At 61.1% G+C, this 20,634-nt stretch carries 11 protein-coding genes; 9 read left to right on the forward strand and 2 right to left on the reverse strand.

What is annotated here, in order from left to right:
• The first annotated feature begins 7 nt into the window (after positions 1 to 7).
• The 7 genes from HPDFL43_RS07950 (at position 8) to HPDFL43_RS07980 (ending at position 11,066) form a co-directional block, all read left to right on the forward strand.
• Positions 8 to 484, forward strand: a complete 477-nt coding sequence (locus HPDFL43_RS07950; RefSeq protein WP_040449958.1) for a cytochrome c-type biogenesis protein — start codon at positions 8 to 10, stop codon at positions 482 to 484.
• Between the two features lie 35 nt (positions 485 to 519).
• The gene (locus HPDFL43_RS07955; RefSeq protein ID WP_007196788.1) at positions 520 to 1,749 is read left to right on the forward strand and encodes a bifunctional alpha/beta hydrolase/OsmC family protein; all 1,230 of its coding nucleotides are present in this window, start codon (positions 520 to 522) and stop codon (positions 1,747 to 1,749) included.
• A 254-nt stretch (positions 1,750 to 2,003) separates the two neighbouring features.
• Positions 2,004 to 3,575, forward strand: coding sequence for a Do family serine endopeptidase (locus HPDFL43_RS07960; RefSeq protein ID WP_007196789.1), 1,572 nt, complete (start codon positions 2,004 to 2,006; stop codon positions 3,573 to 3,575).
• 243 nt (positions 3,576 to 3,818) lie between these two features.
• Positions 3,819 to 4,544, forward strand: a complete 726-nt coding sequence (locus tag HPDFL43_RS07965; RefSeq protein WP_007196790.1) for a response regulator transcription factor — start codon at positions 3,819 to 3,821, stop codon at positions 4,542 to 4,544.
• Between the two features lie 7 nt (positions 4,545 to 4,551).
• Positions 4,552 to 5,955: a sensor histidine kinase gene (locus HPDFL43_RS07970; RefSeq protein WP_040449960.1), complete on the forward strand. Its 1,404-nt coding sequence runs from the start codon at positions 4,552 to 4,554 to the stop codon at positions 5,953 to 5,955.
• Entirely contained in the window at positions 5,952 to 9,002 is a 3,051-nt protein-coding gene (locus HPDFL43_RS07975) for a bifunctional [glutamine synthetase] adenylyltransferase/[glutamine synthetase]-adenylyl-L-tyrosine phosphorylase (protein ID WP_007196792.1), read from the forward strand. The genes HPDFL43_RS07970 and HPDFL43_RS07975 overlap by 4 nt, the downstream gene beginning before the upstream one ends.
• A 246-nt stretch (positions 9,003 to 9,248) precedes the next feature.
• Positions 9,249 to 11,066 (forward strand): methyl-accepting chemotaxis protein, encoded by a 1,818-nt coding sequence (locus HPDFL43_RS07980; RefSeq protein WP_040449964.1) that lies wholly within the window; start codon positions 9,249 to 9,251, stop codon positions 11,064 to 11,066.
• A 328-nt stretch (positions 11,067 to 11,394) separates the two neighbouring features.
• On the opposite strand, the gene HPDFL43_RS07985 is transcribed toward HPDFL43_RS07980, so the two are convergent.
• The gene (locus HPDFL43_RS07985) at positions 11,395 to 13,782 is read right to left on the reverse strand and encodes a PAS domain-containing sensor histidine kinase (RefSeq protein ID WP_007196795.1); all 2,388 of its coding nucleotides are present in this window, start codon (positions 13,780 to 13,782) and stop codon (positions 11,395 to 11,397) included.
• 319 nt (positions 13,783 to 14,101) lie between these two features.
• A complete protein-coding gene (pepN, locus tag HPDFL43_RS07990; protein ID WP_007196796.1) occupies positions 14,102 to 16,744 on the reverse strand; it encodes an aminopeptidase N in 2,643 nt (880 codons plus the stop codon).
• 351 nt (positions 16,745 to 17,095) lie between these two features.
• Here pepN and HPDFL43_RS07995 point away from each other — a divergent pair, with 351 nt between their 5' ends.
• Both HPDFL43_RS07995 and HPDFL43_RS08000 read left to right on the forward strand, forming a co-directional pair.
• Positions 17,096 to 19,393 carry a xanthine dehydrogenase family protein molybdopterin-binding subunit gene (locus HPDFL43_RS07995; protein WP_040449127.1) on the forward strand — a complete coding sequence of 766 codons (2,298 nt, stop codon included), beginning with the start codon at positions 17,096 to 17,098 and terminating at the stop codon, positions 19,391 to 19,393.
• 327 nt (positions 19,394 to 19,720) lie between these two features.
• Complete coding sequence (locus HPDFL43_RS08000) at positions 19,721 to 20,632, forward strand: DMT family transporter (protein ID WP_007196799.1); 912 nt, start codon at positions 19,721 to 19,723, stop codon at positions 20,630 to 20,632.
• Positions 20,633 to 20,634: the final 2 nt, after the last annotated feature.

Genomic DNA, 20,634 nt, shown 5'->3' on the forward strand with positions numbered 1-20,634 from the left:
AAGGATGATGGCCCGGTTGCTGGCGCTGGTTCTGCTTGCATTCGCCTTGGCCTCGCCGGCGGCGGCGGTCAATCCCGACGAGGTGCTGGACGATCCGGCCCTTGAAGAACGGGCGAGGGCGCTGTCGCTGGATCTGCGCTGCCTGGTCTGCCAGAATCAGTCGATCGACGATTCCAATGCCGAACTGGCCCGGGATCTCAGGCTGCTGGTGCGGGAACGGCTGGTGGCGGGTGACAGCGATGAAGCTGTGATCGATTATGTCGTCTCGCGTTACGGTGAGTTCGTTCTGCTCACGCCGCGCTTCTCCGCCCAGACGCTTTTGCTTTGGGGCGCACCAATGCTTCTTCTGCTGGCCGGCATCGTCGTCATGCTGATCAATGCGCGTGGCCGCGCCAGTGCCGTGACAGCGCCCGGTCAGCGCTTGAGTGAGGCCGAACAGGCCGAACTCGCAAAAGTGTTGGAAGACCGTGATCGCAAGGGCTGATATGTAGTCTGCCTATCCAATCAAGGGGGCAGGTGATGACAGCACATACGATCCGGGCGGAATTCGATGGCCATTCCGGCGCCAAACTGGCCGCGAGGCTTGATCTGCCGGCGGGAACCATCCGCGCCTGGGCCCTGTTCGCCCATTGCTTCACCTGTTCCAAGGACACGCTTGCCGCCCGCCGTATCTCCGGCGCGCTGGCCAGCGCCGGAATTGCCGTGATGCGCTTTGATTTCACCGGGCTCGGTTCGAGCGACGGCGAATTCTCCTCGACCAACTTCTCCTCCAATGTCGATGATCTTCGCTCCGCCGCGCAATGGCTGGAGAAGCATTACAGCGCACCGGAAATTCTTGTCGGCCACTCGCTTGGCGGCGCTGCGGTGCTGGCCGTTGCCAAAGATCTTGCCTCGGTGAAAGCCGTCGTCACCCTGGGCGCACCGGCTGAAGCAAACCATGTGATCCACAATTTCGGCTCACATGTCGACGAGATCACCGAGAAGGGTGCCGCCGAAGTCAAGCTGGGCGGGCGCAGCTTCACCATCCAGCGCCAGTTTGTCGATGATCTCAATGCCGTCCGTCTGGCGGACCGCATCGCCACGATGAAGAAAGCGCTTCTGGTTCTGCATGCGCCGCGCGACGAGACGGTGGGCATTGAGAACGCCGGGGCGATCTTCACCGCCGCCAAACACCCCAAGAGCTTCGTGTCGCTGGATGGGGCAGACCATCTTCTGACAAACCCGGCGGACGCCAATTATGTGGCCAGTGTCATTGCATCCTGGGCCGCGCGCTATCTGCCTGTTGAAACGCCACGCGACGAGGCCCAGCCAAGCGAGGATGTGGTGGTTGGCGAAACCGGGCAGGGCAAGTTCCAGGTCTCCGTTCAGGCCGGGCCACATCGCTTTCTTGCCGATGAACCGGCAAGCGTCGGCGGTTCGGACACCGGTCCCACGCCCTATGATCTGGTCGGAGCCGGTCTCGGCGCCTGCACCGCCATGACTTTGCGCATGTATGCCCGGCTGAAGAAGATCGACCTCGGTCTGGTGAGTATCGCAGTGCGTCACAACAAGGTGCATATGAAGGATTGCCTCGAATGCACAGAAGAGGAGCGCGCCGGCAATGGCAAGATCGACCGCTTCGAGCGGGTGATTACGATCGACGGCGGGGCGCCGGCCGAGCTTGCCGACAAGATCGTCGAGATTGCCAACAAGTGCCCGGTCCACCGAACCCTCGAACATGGTGCAAAGGTTACCACCCGGATCGAGTGAGCCAACGGTGCAACGGTGTTCTTCCGATCTCTCTGGGTGCGTCGCAAAAGAGGAAAAACTGCAAACAGCTTCAATGGGTTGGGAAAGTTACCTAATGCGCTTTCCGGGCCGGTCCGCGCACTTTGTGGCAGCAACGTGGCGGCCAACATTACAAAGGTTTAATGATCCGGAAAGCTTGCCGTAACCGAACCCGTCCTATCTCTCTATGGCGAGGGTCGATCAAATGGCCTTGAGCACAACAACGAGGTTGATACATGTCGAAATCCCCCCAAGCCAAAGCCCCCAGCAAGAAGATCAAGGGTTTCCTCACCACCACCGCCATTGCCGGTGTCGCTGCTGCAATGCTCGCGACCGGTGTGCCCGCGACCATCACCGGGGCCTTTGCAGAACCTGTCCGCGTTGAAGCCCCGCAGGCCCCGAGCTTTGCCGATGTGGTTGAGGCCGTGTCGCCTGCCGTGGTCTCTGTCCGCGTTCAGGCGGAAGTCCGGCCGGTGTCAAATGACGGGCCGTTCAGTTTCGATTTCAATGGAAGAGGATTTGACGATCTTCCAAACGATCACCCGATGAAGCGGTTCTTCGATGAATTCCGCCGCGGTTTCGGCGGTGAGCCCGACCGCCGTGCTGAGCGCGACCGTCGCGGCCCCGATGGCCAGGGCCGTCCCGGTCGCGTGCGCCCGGTCAGCCAGGGTTCCGGCTTCTTCATTTCCGGGGACGGCTATCTGGTGACCAACAATCACGTCATCGAAAACGGTGCGACCTTCACCGTGATCATGGATGACGGCTCCGAACTCGATGCCAAGCTGATCGGCCGCGACAGCCGCACCGACCTTGCAGTGCTCAAGGTCGAGGAAGATCGCGAGTTCATCTATGTCGACTTCGCCGATGATTCCAAGATTCGTGTTGGTGACTGGGTGGTGGCCGTCGGCAACCCCTTCGGTCTCGGCGGTACGGTGACCGCAGGCATTGTCTCGGCGCGTGGCCGCGACATCGGTGCCGGCCCCTATGATGATTTCATCCAGGTGGACGCTGCGGTGAACCGCGGCAACTCCGGTGGTCCGACCTTCAATCTCTCCGGCGAAGTGATCGGCATCAATACCGCGATCTTCTCGCCCTCGGGCGGCAATGTCGGCATTGCATTTGCGATCCCCGCATCCACCGCGCGCACCGTGATCAACGATCTGATCGACAGCGGTTCGGTCGAGCGTGGCTGGCTTGGTGTGCAGATCCAGCCGGTTACCGCCGACATCGCTGAATCGCTTGGCCTCGCCGAGGCGCAGGGCGCGCTGATCACCGCACCGCAGGACGATGCTCCCGCCGCCAAGGCAGGCATCGAGGCCGGTGACGTGGTCACTGCAGTCGATGGCAACGCAGTCGAGGATCCGCGTGATCTGGCCAAGAAGATTGCGGCCATGGATCCGGGCAAGACGGTCGAGATCACTGTCTGGCGCAATGGCAAGAGCGAGGCGGTCGAGGTCGAACTGGGCTCGCTGCCGACAGAAGTCGCAGCGCTGAGCACAGATGAGGAGACCACGCCGAGCGCACCGCAGGCAGAAGCCACGCTGGACAGTTTCGGGCTCACCGTCGTCCCGGCCGAAACCGGCAGTGGCCTTCTGATCACCTCCGTGGCGCCCGACAGTGCGGCTGAGGAACGCGGACTGCAAGCCGGCGATGTGATCGTTGCGGTCAACAATCAGGACGTGGCCAATGCCGCCGATGTGGTCGGCATCATCGACGATGCCGCAAGCAACGGCCGCAAGGCAGCCCTGTTCCAGGTTGAGAACGAAGACCGGTCGCGCTTCGTGGCGCTGCCGATCGACCAGGGCTAAGCCCTTCGCATCCGGCGCGGGCCGCTCCGCGCCGGGTGTGGCAGCTTCCGCTCGGCAATCCCCTGATGCAGGACGGAAGCAATGGGCGTTGAAGATTTCGCACCAACGCCCTGAAGTCCGCTCCAATCCATTCGCTTGGGAGGGTGGGCGCCAAGGCGGCGGGTGTGCTCCCCCCCTTCGCAAGCCCGCCGCGCTTTTCCCGCCCGTCGATCCGCGTTCTTGACTTGCCCGCATTCGCCGGGCATGCCCGAAGGGTTCGAGCCGCCAGGACAGACGCCCAGGACAGACGCCATGAAAATACTCATCATCGAAGACGATCTGGAAACCGCCGCCTATCTTTCCCGTGCGTTTCGCGAAGCCGGGATCACGGTGGATCATGCAAGCGACGGCGATTCCGGTTTCTTTCTGGCCTCCGAAAACACCTATGACGCACTGGTGGTGGACCGCATGCTGCCCAAGCGTGATGGTCTTTCAATCATCAGCGAGCTGCGCCGCAATGGCGACGACACCCCGGCGCTGATCCTCTCGGCACTTGGCCAGGTCGACGACCGGGTGACCGGGCTTCGCGCCGGCGGCGACGATTACCTCACCAAGCCCTATGCATTTTCCGAGCTTTTGGCCCGCATCGAAATCCTCGGACGCCGCAAGGGTGCACGCGATCAGGAAACCACCTACCGGGTGGGCGATCTCGAACTCGACCGGTTGAGCCATGAGGTGCGCCGCGCGGGCCAGCCGATCCCGCTGCAGCCGCGCGAATACCGCCTGCTTGAATATCTGATGAAAAATGCAGGGCAGGTGGTCACCCGCACCATGCTGCTCGAGCATGTCTGGGATTATCATTTCGACCCGCAGACCAATGTCATCGATGTCCATATCTCCAGGCTTCGCTCGAAGATCGAAAAGGATTTCGGTGAGCCGCTGCTCAAAACCGTGCGCGGCGCCGGCTATATGATGAAGGCCGGTGGATGATCCTGTCATGACCCGTTTGCGTGCCATGTTGTCGACCACCGCGGTGAGACTGTCGGCGCTTTATCTCGGTCTTTTCGCGCTGTGCGCGGTGGCTCTGGTGTTCTACATCACCTCGATCTCTGTGGGGATGCAGCATGACCGTACCCAGACCATCATTTTGAGCGAATTGAGAGTGGTGGCGGGCTCCTATCGCCGCAACGGCATGACCGGTCTCGTTCGCACCATAGAACGGCGCTCACGCCAGCCCGGAGCCAACCTCTATGCCATAGCCGCGCCGAGCGGTGAACTGATCGCCGGCAACATTTCCGCGATTGCACCGGGCGTGCTCGATCAGGAAGGCTGGACCTCTTCCCCGTTTCGTTATGAGCGGCTGGGTGATGCCGAGGGGGAGGATCATCTGGCTTTGGCGCAAGTGGTCGGCCTGCCGAATGGAATGCGCTTGATGGTGGGCCGCGATATCGGGGAGCGCGAACAGGTTCGCGGCCTTGTCCGCCAGGCTCTGGTAAGGGCGCTGGCGATCATGTTCGTTGGCGCACTGGCGATCTGGTTTTTCGTTGGCCGCCGCGCGCTCAAGCGCATCGATCACATGTCCGAAGCCAGCAAGAAGATCATGGCCGGTGACCTGTCTCAAAGGCTCCCGGTGAATGGATCCGGTGATGAATTCGACCGGCTGAGCCTCTCGCTCAATGCCATGCTGGGCCGTATCGAGCGCCTCAATGAAGGTCTGCGCCAGGTTTCCGACAACATCGCCCATGATCTCAAGACGCCGCTCACCCGGCTCAGGAACCGTGCCGAAGCCGCATTGGCAGGAGATGGCGAACCGGAAGCCCAGCAACAGGCGCTCGAACAGATGATCGCCGACAGCGACCAGCTGATCCGCACCTTCAACGCGCTTTTGATGATCAGCCGGGTCGAAGCCGGATCCTCGACCGCCCAGATGAGCTCCGTCGACCTTTCGGATCTCGCCCGCGACGCCGCGGAACTTTATGAACCGGTGGCCGAAGATGCGGGGGTAAGCCTGATCGCAGAAATCGCACCGGATGTTGTCATCAACGGCAACCGCGAACTCCTGGCCCAGGCACTGTCCAATCTCATAGACAACGCGATCAAATATGTTGGCGATGTGCCGTCGCCCCGGATCAAGGTGTCGCTGGCTCGCGAGGGCGGCGAACTGTGGCTGTCCGTGACCGACAATGGCCCCGGCGTGCCCGCCGATCGCCGCGAAGATGTGGTCAAGCGTTTTGTCCGGCTCGATGAAAGCCGGTCAAAACCCGGCACCGGATTGGGATTGAGTCTTGTCCAGGCGGTGGCGGCGCTGCATGGTGGGCGCTTGGAGCTCAAGGATGGATCGCCAGAAGCCGAAGCCAACCCCGGCCTTGCTGCGATCATGGCCTTGCCAGGGGGACGATGACCGAGACCAATGCGCATACCAGGCTGATTGAACTCGAACAGAGTCCGATCCGCGCGCCCTCAGCCACAGCAGCCAAATCCGTGGCTGCTGATCTCAAGCCTTTGGGCGCCGATCACCCGGAGATTGCCGCGCTGCTGAGCGCCAACACACCCGCACGCGAATTCCTCTTTGCGGCCCTTGCGCTGTCGCCTTATCTTCGCGATCTCGCGCTCTGTGATCCCGAAGCGCTGGTCCGCAGCCTGACCCGTCCCGTGGCCGAACTAGTGGAGGAAACCGTCGCCCGGGCCCGGGGCTGCTGGCGCAGAGAAGACGGGACGCCCGCAAGCGAGAGCGAAGTGATGCGCGACCTGCGATGCGCCAAACGGCAGGTCGCCATGGCGCTGGCGCTGGCCGATCTCGCCCGGCTGATTGGTTGCAGCGAAACCACCCAGCATTTGAGCAACCTAGCCGATGCAAGCCTTGGGGCTGCTTTCGACCATCTGCTGTTCAACAGCCACGAGGCAGGGAAACTCACCCTGAAGAACCCCGACAGGCCCGGCGAGGGGTCCGGCTTGATCGTGCTGGGCATGGGCAAGCATGGCGCGGGTGAACTCAACTATTCCTCCGACATTGATATCGTCGTGTTCTTTGATCCCGAAGCCGGCATCGTGCCTGATCCGGATGAGGCCACCGACATATTCGCCCGTCTGGTGCGCCGTCTGGTCCGGATCATGCAGGAGCGGACCGGCGACGGCTATGTGTTCCGTACGGATTTGCGGTTGCGCCCTGATCCCGGCTCGACGCCGCTTGCCTTTCCGCTGGAGGCCGCGCTCAACTATTATGAGAGCCGCGGACAGAACTGGGAGCGCGCCGCCTTCATCAAGGCCCGCGCCGTTGCTGGTGATTTGGCGGCAGGCGAACGGTTCATCCAGGAGCTGGTGCCTTTCGTCTTCCGCAAATACCTCGATTTCGCCGCCATATCCGACATTCATTCAATCAAGCGCCAGATCCACGCCCATCGCGGCTTTGGCGACATTGCGGTCAAGGGGCACAACACCAAGCTTGGACGCGGCGGCATCCGCGAGATCGAATTCTTCGTCCAGACCCAGCAGCTCATCGCCGGCGGGCGGATGCCGAAACTCAGGCTGCGGCGCACCGACGAAATGCTGGTGGCTCTCGCCCGCGCCCGCTGGATCGACCCTGCCACCGCCCGGACGCTTGCCGAGAGCTACTGGTATCTGCGCGATGTCGAGCACCGCATCCAGATGGTCCACGACGAGCAAAGCCACACCTTGCCCGAAACCGAAGCCGAGCTCGCCCGCATTGCGCTGATGATGGGGGAGCCGGGCACTGCAAGCTTCGGCAAGACCTATGTTTCCATGCTCAAGCGGGTCGAGGAATGCTACGCTGCGCTTTTCGAAAACGAAGCCGGACTGTCTGGCACCGCCGGCAACCTGGTGTTCACCGGTGAGGATGACGATCCCGAAACGCTCAAGACCCTGTCCGAATTCGGCTTCGAGCGCCCCGCCGACATTTCCCGCATCATCCGCACCTGGCACTATGGCCGCTACCGTGCCACCCAATCTGTGGAAGCCCGCGAACGGCTGACAGAACTGACGCCGGAACTGCTCAGGGTCTTCGGGGCCACCAAGCGCGCCGATGAGGCGTTGATACGCTTTGACGCCTTCATCGCCGGGCTGCCGGCAGGTATCCAGCTGTTCTCGCTCATCAGCAGCAATCCGGGACTTATGTCGCTGATGGTGACGATCATGACAGCCGCACCTCGCTTGGCTGAGGTGATCGCGCGCAAACCGCATGTGTTTGACGGCATGCTCGATCCCGGCCTGCTGGCCGAACTTCCCACCCGGCGCTATCTCGCTGAACGGCTTGCCTCCTTCCTTGATGGCGCGACAGCCTATGAGGAGGTGCTGGACCGGCTCAGGATCGTGGCGCTGGAGCAGAAATTCCTGATTGGTGTCCGCCTGCTCACCGACGCCATTGCACCTGAACGCGCCGCGCGCGCGTTCTCCTATCTTGCCGACCTGATCATCGCTTCAGCGCTGGATGCCGTCCGTGCGGGCATGGAGGAGGCCCATGGCAAGATCCCCGGCGGTCGTGCTGCGGTGCTGGGTATGGGCAAGCTCGGCAGCCTTGAGCTCACCGCCGGCTCCGATATCGATATCATACTGCTGTATGATCACGATCCCGATAGTGAGGAATCCGACGGACCAAAGCCGCTCGATCCCGCGCGTTATTACGCCCGGATGACCCAGCGGCTGGTCGCCGCACTTTCTGCGCCCACCGCCGAGGGCATTCTCTATGAGGTCGATCTGCGGCTGCGGCCATCGGGCAACAAGGGGCCGGTCGCAACCTCGGTGCGTGCTTTCGCCAAATACCAGGCCGAGGAAGCCTGGACCTGGGAACACATGGCGCTGACGCGCGCGCGTCCGGTCGCCGGTGATGCCAGTCTGTGCGGCGATGCACGGCGGCTGATCGACGAGGTGCTGGCACGGCCGCGTGACAAGGCAAAGCTGCGCGCAGACCTGACTGAGATGCGGGACTTGATCGAGCAGGAAAAGCCGCCCCGCGATATCTGGGACGTCAAACTGATCCCCGGCGGGCTGATTGACATCGAATTCATTGCCCAGATGCTTTCGCTTGAGGCGCGCGCGGGCGGTTGGGTGCCGGACGAGGGCGAAGATGGGGCCGGAGACCGGGCAGGGGAAACCAGCGGCAGCAGCGGCGATCCGTTGCCGTTCGACCTTGGCATAGAGGAGCGGGAGTTCGGGGAGTGCACCGGCACTGACGCGACACTGGCCGCACTTGGCCCCAAGGCATTGGGACTAGAGGTGACTGAGACCCTGCGCCGGGCACTGGCGCTTTGGAGCGGCCACGCCCAGGTCGTGCGGCTCTGCACCGAAGGTGAGTTCGATCCGGCAGAAGCACCCGCAGGCCTGATCGATCTGGCGATCCGCAAGGGTGAAGCGCCGTCCCTCAAGAGCCTTGAGGCGGATTTCAAGGCAACCTCCAAACAGGTGCGTGCGCTGTTCAAAAAAATCACGTCATAGTGCGGTGCGATAGGATTTCGGCTTTGGCAGGACATTGCGCCTGTGTCGCTCGACGTGTCACGCGCGCTTGTCATTGCTCGCTGGAATGTAAAAGCATTTTGACGTCAATTGTTTGATGTCGCCAGAAAACCAATAAATCTGACCAAAACAGCAATTTCTGAGGTGCCAGATTTATCTAATGTTAGCAACTGCAACACAAGACTGCGCTCAATATCAACGCCGAGTGACAGGTAAAATCACCCCATGATGAGCACATTCAAAATCTCAACGAGACTATACGTACTCGTCGCATTGGCCCTCGCGGTTTTTACCGCTGCAGCGGTTTACAAGCTCTACGATTCCCAGAATGCGCTGGTCCATGAACGCAAGACCAAGCTGAATGCGCTTGATGAAAGCATGATTGCCATGTTCAAGCACTTCCACAGCCTCGAGGTTTCTGGCGAGATGACCCGCGAGGAGGCGCAGGCCCGCGCCACTGAAGCCGTCCGTGCGATGCGCTACGAGGCTGATGGCTACTTCTGGATCAATGACATGAACAACGTCATGGTCATGCATCCGATCAAGCCTGCTCTTGAGGGGCAGAATCTGGAACAGCTAAAAGACCCGACAGGCAAATTCATCTTCCAGGAGATGGTCAAGGTCGTCAAAGCGGACGGCGAAGGCTATGTCGATTACTATTGGCCCAAGCCTGGCGCTGAAGAGCCGGTTCTCAAATATTCCCATGTGGAAGGCTTTGCGCCCTGGGGCTGGATTGTCGGCACCGGCGTCTACGCGGACGACCTGGCGGCCTTGTTCAAGACCAATGCGAGCAGATCTGCGGTGATCCTCGGTCTCGGCGCACTGGCCATTCTTCTTTTCGCCTATGCCACCGTTCGTTCCGTGGTCAACCCGATCCGCAATCTGAACACCACCATGCATGCGATTGCGCGTGAGGATGTGGATGGCGACGTTCCTGAAACGCACCGCAAGGATGAAGTCGGCGATATGGCTGCTGCGGTTCTGGTTCTGCGCGATTCGGTGCGTGAGCGGGCAGATTTGCGTGTTCGTGATGCTGACCAGCAAGAACGCATCAATGCCGAACGCGGTGAGGGCGAGCGCCGCCAGCAACAGATCAACAAGAGCCAGGCCGATGTCATGCAGACACTGGGTTCGGCTCTCGAGCGTCTGGCATCGGGCGATCTCACGGTTCAGATCGGCGAGATCCCGTCAGAATACACCAAGCTCCGCGACGACTTCAATTCGGCTGTCGTGGCACTTGGTGACGTGATCGCCACAATCTCGCAGTCAACCGACGTGGTCAGCGCCAGCGCTGACGGCATCTCGGAAGCCGCCGACAACCTCTCGCGCCGCACCGAACAGCAGGCGGCTTCGCTCGAGGAGACGGCTGCTGCGCTTGACGAGATCACGTCGACCGTACGGTCGTCGTCCGAGCGTGCCACCGAGGCCAACAAGATGGTTGGCGAGACCCGTCAGAGCACCGACCGTTCGGGCAAGATCGTCAACAGCGCGATTTCCGCGATGACCCGGATCAAGGAAGAGTCCGACCGGATCAGCAAGATCATCGTTGTCATCGACGAGATTGCCTTCCAGACCAACCTGCTGGCCCTCAATGCCGGCGTCGAGGCGGCACGCGCCGGTGAAGCCGGTCGTGGCTTTGCGGTCGTGGCACAGGAAGTGCGGGAACTGGCACAGCGTTCGGCAACTGCAGCCCGCGAGATCAAGGAATTGATCAGCAGCTCGGCCACCGAAGTTGAATCCGGCGTGTCGCTGGTCCAGTCGACCGGTGAGGCACTGTCCGAGATCGAGGCTCTTGTCAGCAAGGTCAACGAGCAGGTCAATTCGATCGCCACCGCGGCGCATGAACAGGCCAGCGCACTTGCTGAGGTTAACACCGCCATCAACCAGATGGATCAGATGACCCAGCAGAATGCGGCAATGGTGGAAGAGACCAGCGCGGCGAGCCAGACGCTGACCCAGGAAAGCTCCCAGTTGTCCAGCATGCTGCGCAAGTTCCGTCTTCGCTCGGCCACCGGTGGTTCTTCGACCCAAGCCCGCGCGGCCTGATCGAACCCAAGCTTTGTGAACATGGCCCGGCGCCTGCATGGACTTGCAGGCGCCGGGTTTTTTTATGGTCAATCGCTGCAAACCCGCATTTGCTGATGCGGCAGATCGCATTCTTCAATCGGTGAGATTGGCATGAGGCAATGCGATAGCGCCGGCTCGGCGTTGGGCGCAAGCCAGATCCGGTCAGCCCGCATCACCTCCAAGGTCTCGGAGAACCCGATAGCAAGCCGCTCAGCCTTGGAGGAGCGCTAAGCAGAAAATTGCTTGGTCGTTGGTGCGCAACAAACGCAATCGAGAAGGGCAAGTCTCAAGCTTCGCAGTCCTGACATCAGGCCACTGCTGCGCTCTCGGTTTCATCCACGGCGTCGGCGTCGATCATGCTCGACGGCTGATCTTCCGGGCAATTGATTGGCACCCTGACGCTTACGATCGTGCCCATTCCTTCGATGGAGCGCACTTTCATCGCTCCGCCATGCAGTTCCGCCAGGCTCCGTGAAATCGCCAATCCCAGACCTGAGCCGCCGGTTGATTTGGAAAACTGGTTCTGCACCTGCTCAAATGGCTGACCAATACGGTTCAACAGCGCCTTGGGTATTCCGATGCCGGTGTCCTCGATGGTCAGGGTGACCGCGCAGGATGTCTTGCGAGCGCGCACAAGAATCTTGCCGCCCGGCTCGGTGAACTTCACCGCGTTGGACAACAGGTTGAGCAGGATCTGCTTCATCGCACGGCGGTCGGCATTCAATGAGAGCTTTGCCGAGATCCGCTGATCGACCCGGATGTCTTTCTGCTCGGCCTGGATTGCGACCAGCCGCAAGGTCTCTTTGAGCAACGGCGCCAGATCGACATCCTCACGCTCGAGCTGCATCTGTCCGGCCTCGATCTTGGCCATGTCGAGAATGTCGTTGATCACGGTGAGCAGGTGGATGCCCGAGTTGTGAATGTCATCGGCATATTCGCCATATTTGTCTGAGCCCAGCGGGCCGAACATCCGCGCCTGCAGCACCTCCGAGAAGCCGATAATGGCGTTGAGCGGGGTTCTCAATTCGTGGCTCATATTGGCCAGGAACTCGGACTTTGCCCGGCTTGCCGCCTCGGCCCGTTCGGTCTCGACCTGGTAGTCCATGTTGAGCTCGGAGAGCTCAGCCGCCTTGCGCTTGAGTTCTGCCTGCGACGAGGTCAGATCCCCGATCGTCGCCATCAACCGCTTCTCGCTGTCGCGCAGCCGCTCCTGATTGCGCTTGAGCGGGGTGATGTCGGTTCCTACCGAAACCAAGCCGCCGTCACGGGTCTTGCGCTCATTGATCTGCAACCAGCGTCCGTCGCCGAGTTGAACCTCGAAGGTCTGCGCTGAATCGCGCGCGCAGGGCACGGCCAGTCTGCGTTCGACCACAGGCCGCGTTGCCGCTTTCTCGACAACCGGACGGGGCGTGCCGGGTGCCAGGATGTCAGCGGGCAGTCCGTGAATTTCCTGATAGTGCTTGTTCCAAAGCACCAGCCGTTCGTCACGGTCCCAAAGCACGAAGGCTTCCGAAGTGCTCTCGATGGCGTCAAACAGCCGCTGGTCGGCTTCCATGGTCCGCTGTTGCAGTCGGTGCTGCTCGGTCACGTCCATGGCGATGCCGATGAGATGGGTTTCCGCCGAAGTCGGATCCACAACCTGCGCCCGCGCCCGCATCCACAGATAATGACCGTTAGCGTGACGCATGCGAAACAGGTGATCGACTTGCTTGATATCGCCGGATGCGACCTTGCGCGCGATCTCGTAGAGGTCACCATCATCGGGATGCACAAGCTGCGAGGCTTCGCCGAATGAGATCACTGTGTCGCGGGGCTTGAGCCCGAGGATCTCGTACATTGAACGCGACCAGTAGAGCCGCCCGCGCGCCATATCCCAATCCCAAAGGCCGCAGCGCCCGCGTGACAGCGCCATGTCAACGCGCCGCTGGCTCTCATGGTAGATGCTGTCAGCCTCCTGTGCGCGGCCGGCCTGGCTGAAATAGGCATAGAGGATCACAAGCAGGATCGAAGAGGTGGCGATAAACAGGGTCACATTGACCGAGACCGACTGCCGCCAGGCATCATTCATGGTCTTGACGGGGGTCAGGGACAGCAGGGCGCCCGCACCGTCGGGGAGCCGCGTGAGCGCCGCCAGGCTGTCTTCGCCATCAAACCTGATTGACTGCACTCCGGCGCGCTCGCCAAACAGCCAAAGCGGAGAGGATTCCGAAAGCAGGCTGGAGAGGACGGTCCCCACCAGATGGTTGCCGCCGGCCGTGGCGGCGAAAATGCGGGCTTCGGCGTCAATGACCAGAAGGTAACGGCCCTGATCTTCGGGCATGGCGCCGAGCGCCCGGTTGAGCCGCGCCTCTGTCTCCCACCGCAGTTTCTTGGCAACCGGGTCCGTGTCAATCGACAGGGCGGCACTGGCCGCAGCCAAAGACAGCGCGGTCATCTGCTCGGCAGCAGAAAAAAGCTGGTCGCGGTTTTCATTGATATTGAGAAAACGCGCGGTTGCCACGACCAACAGAAACGCGACGATGAGTACCGGAATGAGCCGCTTCAGAAATGGTTCCGCATTGATCAGGCCGTCATAGGCAGGCTGTGCAAACAGCTTCGCGTGGCCTGATAACTGCCGCCCGGACGATCGCCTTGCACCCGGTTTTTGAACGTGACTCGACCCTTCGGCCGCAGATATAGACTGCGCATCCGCCATGATTTCTGTGTATCCCCGTTGGGATTCGGACTACCGCATCTCCGAATCTACCCTAATGAATCAAAGGTGATTCGGCTTGTCCAGCCCCAAAAGAAACCTTTTGTTAAGAAATTGAAAATTATGGATTTTTCACTGAATCGAGTCGCACCAAAAGCCTGCTGCGGCGCAGCAAGCAGACCAAAGACGGCAAATCACCTCGCGTTGGTCCCAATCAGCAAGTCGCAGCCCCGGCCTTGCTGTAATGCGGCCGGGACACGCAGGGGTTGTTGCCGGTCAAATCTGCTCGTGCGAAACGGCGCGACGAGCCGTCACCGGGATCTCAGGCAGCCAGCATCCGTTCAACAATGTCGCTGACGTCTGCTGATAATTTGCCCGCATCGCGAATGGACAGAAGAGCCAGCCGGGCCTGCTCCTGCCGTCCGGGTTCAAGCGAACGCCAGGACCGCATTGCGGTGAGCAGGCGGGCGGCGAGTTGCGGATTGCGTCCGTCAATCTCTACCACCTGGCGTGCAAGCAGCCGGTATCCCGCACCGTCAGCGCGGTTGAAGCCCGTGGGATTGCCTGCGGTGAAGGCACCGACAAGGGAGCGCATGCGGTTCGGATTGGTGTGGTCGAAAACCGGGCTTGCGAGGAGTTCCTCGACCCGTTCGCAGGTCTCGGCACCGGGCGCCATGGCCTGGATCGAATACCATTTGTCGAGCACCAGCGGATTGTCGGCATAGCGTGTCCTGAAGGTTTCGAGCGCCTCGCGGGTTTCGTCCGAGCCGGGGAACTGATGCGCCAGAACCTGCAGCGCCTGGGCCAGCACCGTCATGTTGTCAGCGGCATTGAATGCGGCCTTGGCGCGTTCGGCTGTTGCTTCGGCGATCGAGGCGTAGCTCATCGAGATCCCGGCAAGGGCACGCTGGCCGGCTGCAGCCGCATCCGGGCTGTAGGCACCCTTGGGTGCGCTTGCCGCAAGCGTGGTGAACACCTCCTGTCCGGCGCGTGCCACTTCGGCCAGCACGGCCTCACGGGCAGTGTGGATCGCATCCGGATCGATGTTCGAGCCGATTTCGCGGGCAATGTCGCTTTCGGCCGGCAGCGCCAGGGCCTGGGCCCGGAATGCCGGCTCAAGGGTATCGTCCTTCGCCGTGGCGATCAGCACATCGGCGAGATCGCCGGCCGGCATCAGGTTGCGGCCGTCGCGGGCAAGCCGCGAGGCTGCCACCAGGTGGCGCGTTGCATAGTCGTTGAGCGCCTGCCAGCGCGCTACACCATCGCTTTCATGGCGCGAGATATGGGCGAGGTCTTCGGGGCTTTGTTCCATGGCAATGTTGACCGGCGCGGAAAATCCGCGGTTGATCGACACCACCGGGCGGCCCGGAACATTCGAAAAACTGAAGGTCTGCTTGCGCTTGGTGAGATGGAACACACCGTCTGAGGCCTCGCCGCCGGTGGGCTGTCCTTCAAACTCTGTTCCGTCGGGCAGGATCAGGCCATAGGCGAGGGGAATGTGCATCAGCGCCTTGCGCGACTGGCCAGGCGTTGGCGCGAGTGATTGTTCGAGCGTGACCTTGAAGGTCTTCTTGGTCTCGTTCCACTCGCTCGACACCGACACGGACGGGGTTCCCGCCTGGCTGTACCAGAGGGCGAACTGCTTGAGGTCACGGCCACTGGCTTCGGCGAAGCAGGCGAGGAAATCCTCGATCGTGGCCGCGTCGCCATCATGCCGCTCGAAGTACAGATCCATTCCCTTGCGGAAATCTTCCACACCGAGAATGGTGCGGATCATGCGGACCACTTCCGAGCCCTTCTCATAGACGGTAGCAGTGTAGAAGTTGTTGATTTCCCTGTAGGTTTCAGGGCGAACCGGATGTGCCAGGGGCCCTGCGTCCTCGGGAAACTGATGGGCCTTCAAGAGTCGGATTTCGGCGATGCGCTTGACCGGCGCCGAGCGCTGGTCAGCCGAGAAAGCATGGTCGCGATAGACCGTCAGACCTTCTTTGAGGCAGAGCTGGAACCAGTCACGGCAGGTAATCCGGTTGCCGGTCCAGTTGTGGAAATACTCATGCGCGATGATGGCTTCGATGTTGGCGTAATCCGCATCGGCCGCCGTCTCGGGATCGGCCAGCACATACTTGTCGTTGAAGACATTCAGGCCCTTGTTTTCCATCGCGCCCATGTTGAAATCGGACACGGCGACGATCTGGAAAATGTCGAGGTCATATTCCCGGCCGTAAACGTCCTCGTCCCATTTCATCGAGCGCTTGAGCGCATCCATCGCATAGGCCGCGCGCGGCTCCTTGCCATGTTCGACGTAGATCTTCAGGGCAACCTCGCGGCCGCTCATGGTGGTGAAGGTGTCTTCGACCAGTCCCAGATCGCCCCCCACCAATGCAAACAGGTAGGCGGGCTTGGGGTGCGGGTCGAACCAGGCTGCAAAATGCCGGCCTTCGTCATAATTTCCGCCGCCCAGGAAGTTGCCGTTCGACAGCAGGTGTTTGGCATCGTCCTTGGCCGCGATGATGGTCACGGTGTAGACCGTCAGGACATCCGGCCGGTCATAGAAATAGGTGATGCGGCGGAAGCCCTCGGACTCGCACTGGGTGCAGTAAACACCGCTGGTGCGGTAGAGGCCCATGAGCTTTGTGTTGGTTTCCGGCGAAAGCGTGGTCGTCACCGTGATTTCAAACGGCGCGCTCTCGGGCAACTCGCGGATGGTCAGACTGTCGGGCGTGGCGTCATACAGAGACGCATCTATCTCCATGCCGTCGATCAGCAGACTGTCGAGCGTCAGCTCGTCGCCATCAAGCACCAGCGGTACATCCGTGCCAACACCTTCACGCCTGTGCAGGATTACCCGCGAGACCACGATGGTTGCTTTCGGATCGAGTTCGAAGGTGAGATCGATCCGTTCAACCACGAAATCGGTCGGCTTGTAATCTGTCAGCTTGAAGACGTGTCCCGTATCAGTCCGCATATGTATATTGTCCCGCGTTTTGCATTGTTAATTGGGATGCTAACATGCCGGATGCTGCCACGGAGTTAACAACGCATGCAACTAAGAGTATATTTTAGCGTCTCCAGATTAAAAAGTTGGGGTGCCTGATTATCCATGGCTGCCATGAGATTTCGTTGCTCGCATGCGGTGTGTTGGCCGCGAAATGGTGAAGAAGCCGGCGTCCTGGCCCGATCCTGGCGCGTCTGTGTTGGCTTTGCCCAAAGACGCTTCAGGCCTCGAAAAACCTGGTCAGCAGGATAAGTATGCACATGCTGCTTGGTTTCATCGCCATCCCGAGCATAATCTATGCACTGATCATCAGGACGAGCCATGAACATCGCGACCCCCAAGTTCGGCGTTGGCGCCTCTGCGCTGCGCAAGGAAGATCCCAGGCTGCTGCGCGGCGAGGGGGCCTTTACCGATGACATCAAGGCCGAAGGCGAGTTGCGTGGCTTTGTGCTGCGCTCGCCCCATGCCGCTGCGCACTTTGCCATTGGTGATCTTGACGCAGCGCGCTCGGCTCCCGGTGTCCACCTTGTGCTTACCGCCGCCGATCTTGCACATCTGGGGCCGGTGATCTGTCAGACGCCGCTCAAGCAGCCCGACGGCAGTGCTCACGCGCTCAAGCATGTGCCGCTGTTGTGCGACGGCGAGGTCCGCTATGTCGGCGATGCCGTTGCCTTCATCGTGGCCGATACGCTGAGCCAGGCGCAGGATGCATCCGAGCTGATTGAGATTGACTGGGATTTCAGCGAAGCCCAGGTCGATCTAGCCGGTGCACTTGAGCCCGGCAGTCCTCTGGTTTGGCCGGATCTGGGAACCAACCAGGCGTTCCTGTACCGCATGGGTGACCGGGCCGTGACCGAGGCGGCCTTCGCCGAAGCCGATCATGTGACGACGATCAAGTTCATCAACAACCGGCTGATCTGCAATTACATGGAGCCCCGCGCCTGCCTTGCCGAATGGGATGCCGAGAGTGAAAAATTCACGCTCACGCTTGGTTCCCAGGGCGTTCATGGCATCCGCAAGACGCTGGCCCGTGACGTGTTCAAGACGGATCTCGAGAACTTCCGGGTCATCACCCGTGATGTGGGGGGCGGGTTTGGCACCAAGTCGTTCAACTACCGCGAATATCCGCTGTCGCTGGAAAGTGCGCGCCGCCTCGGCCGCCCGGTCAAATGGGTCAGCGACCGCACCGAGCATTTCCTCGCCGACGCCCATGGCCGCGACAATGATGTCACCGCCTCGCTGGCAATGGACAAGGATGGCCGCATTCTTGGTCTGAAGATCGATCTTCTGGCCAATATGGGTGGCTATCTGCATCAGTTCGGTCCCTATATCCCGGCGCTGGGCGCGACCATGTCGACGGGCGTCTATGACATCCAGAATCTCGATTTCGAGATGCGAGGGGTCTACACCCACACCACGCCGCTCGATGCCTACCGCGGGGCAGGGCGCCCGGAAGCCGCATTCCTGATCGAACGGCTGGTGGACGCCGCGGCCCGCGAGATCGGCATGCCGGTGGAAGAGTTGAGGCGGAAGAACTTCATCAAGCCTGAACAGATGCCCTATCTCACCCCCGGCGGCCGCAGATATGATGTTGGTGAGTTTGACGGTCACATGACCCGGGCCCTTGAAAAGGCTGGCAAGGCCAGCTTCCCGGAACGGGTCAAAGAGGCGGAGGCGCGTGGCAAGCTGCGTGGTTTCGGCACCGCCGTATACATTGAGGCCTGCGCGTTCGCGGGCTCCGAGCCGGCGAAGCTGACGCTCGATGCGGATGGCGGCATCACGCTCTATATCGGCACCCAGACCAACGGCCAGGGCCATGCCACTGCCTACAGCCAGTTTGTGGCGGACAAGATCGGCCTTGATTTCGAGAAGATCACTGTGCGCCAGGGTGATACCGCAGAGCTTGCCAAGGGCGGCGGCACCGGCGGCTCCCGCTCGATTCCGCTGGGTGGTGTTTCGGTGGCCCGCGCCTCCGAGGTTCTCGCCGAGAAAATGAAGAAGCTCGCCGCCGATGAGCTCGAAGCTTCTCCGGCCGACATCGAGCTTGTCGATGGGGACGCGCGCATTGTCGGCACCGACCGCGTCATCAGTTACGCCGACATCGCCCGCGCGGCCAAGACCGAGGAGGATCGCACCGGAGATGCGGATGTGGTGCAGGATGAGGCGACCTATCCCAATGGCACGCATATCTGCGAGGTCGAGATCGACCCGGAGACCGGCGATGTAGAAATCATTCGCTACACCATTGTCGATGACTTCGGTGTGACGGTGAACCCGGTGCTGTTGCTGGGCCAGGTCCATGGCGGCGTCATGCAGGGCATCGGTCAGTGCCTGACCGAGGGTGTGGTCTATTCCGAAGATGGCCAGTTGCTGACCGCGAGTTTCATGGATTACGCCATGCCGCGTGCCGATGATGCTCCGTTCTTCGATTTCGAGACACGCAATGTGCCATCCATCACCAATGCACTTGGGATCAAGGGTGCCGGCGAGGCGGGCACCATCGGGGCTTGCCCTGCGGTGGTCAACGCGCTCATCGACGCGCTTTACCGCGCCTGTGGTGTTGGCGAGATCGAAATGCCGGCCACGCCGCTGCGTGTCTGGGAAGCCCTCAATGGCTGACCTGGCTTAGGGGGAAAATGATCGTTTGGGATTCGGTCACGCATTCCCATTGATCCGCCGCAGTTCTCTCGCATCAACGTGGAACAACTCTCCATCAGCGTTTTTGACCGGACGGCTGCGACGGCTCCGGCTATGTTGCTGGAGTGGGAATCGCATCAGTTTGCGGTTCCATGCACATCATGACGACCTGCCTGTTCCCTTTCAGGCCACAAGAGAAGCCCTTTGACACAATCCACCCCAGAGACACCCGCCAAAACCGCGCCAACCGAACCGGGACGGGCAGGCTCCGGCACGCAAGCCACGTTGCCAACCCAAGCTGGTTCACCCATGACCGGCATTTTGCTCAAGGTCGCTTCAGTCAGCGTGTTCGTCACCATGTCGACGCTGATCAAATCTGGCGGCGAGGCCTTGCCGGCCGGCCAGATAGTGTTCTTCCGCTCGGCTTTTGCGATCCTGCCGATCCTTGCCTATCTTGCACTGCGAGGCCAGCTTGATACCGCATGGCGAACCGCCAACCCGCTGTCGCATTTTCGCCGTGGCCTTGTCGGTGTGCTTGCCATGGGATGCGGGTTTTATGGCATCATGCATTTGCCCCTGCCTGATGCCATTGCCATAGGCTATGCGATGCCGTTGCTTGCGGTGGTCTTTGCAGCTTTGTTCCTCGGCGAAAAGGTCCGGATTTTCCGATGGAGTGCGGTTGTCGTCGGGCTTGGCGGGGTGCTGATCATCAGCTGGCCCCGGCTCAACCTGTTTGGAGATGGTTTCGGCTCGACAGAGGCGTTCGGGGCCTTGGCCGTGCTGACATCGGCCACCCTCGGCGCCACCGCGATGATCCTCGTGCGCAAGCTTGTGCTGACCGAAAAGACGCCGACCATCGTGCTGTATTTCTCACTCACGGCGACGGTGCTGTCGCTTGTCACGGTACCATTTGGCTGGGTCGTGCCGGATTGGCCGACGCTGTTGATGATGGCACTGGCGGGTTTTTGCGGCGGTCTGGGCCAGATCCTGCTTACCCAGAGCTACCGCCACGCCGATGTCTCCACCGTCGCCCCGTTCGAGTACACATCGATCATTCTTGGCATCCTGATCGGCTATTTTCTGTTCGGCGATGTGCCAACCTGGACCATGCTCACCGGCACCACGATCGTTGTGGGGGCAGGGCTGTTCGTGATCATGCGCGAGCACCGGCTGGGGCTTGAGCGCCGTGACCAGCGCAAGCTGGTCACGCCTCAGGGCTGATC

This window comes from Hoeflea phototrophica DFL-43 (assembly GCF_000154705.2).
Taxonomy (GTDB): Bacteria; Pseudomonadota; Alphaproteobacteria; order Rhizobiales; family Rhizobiaceae; genus Hoeflea; species Hoeflea phototrophica.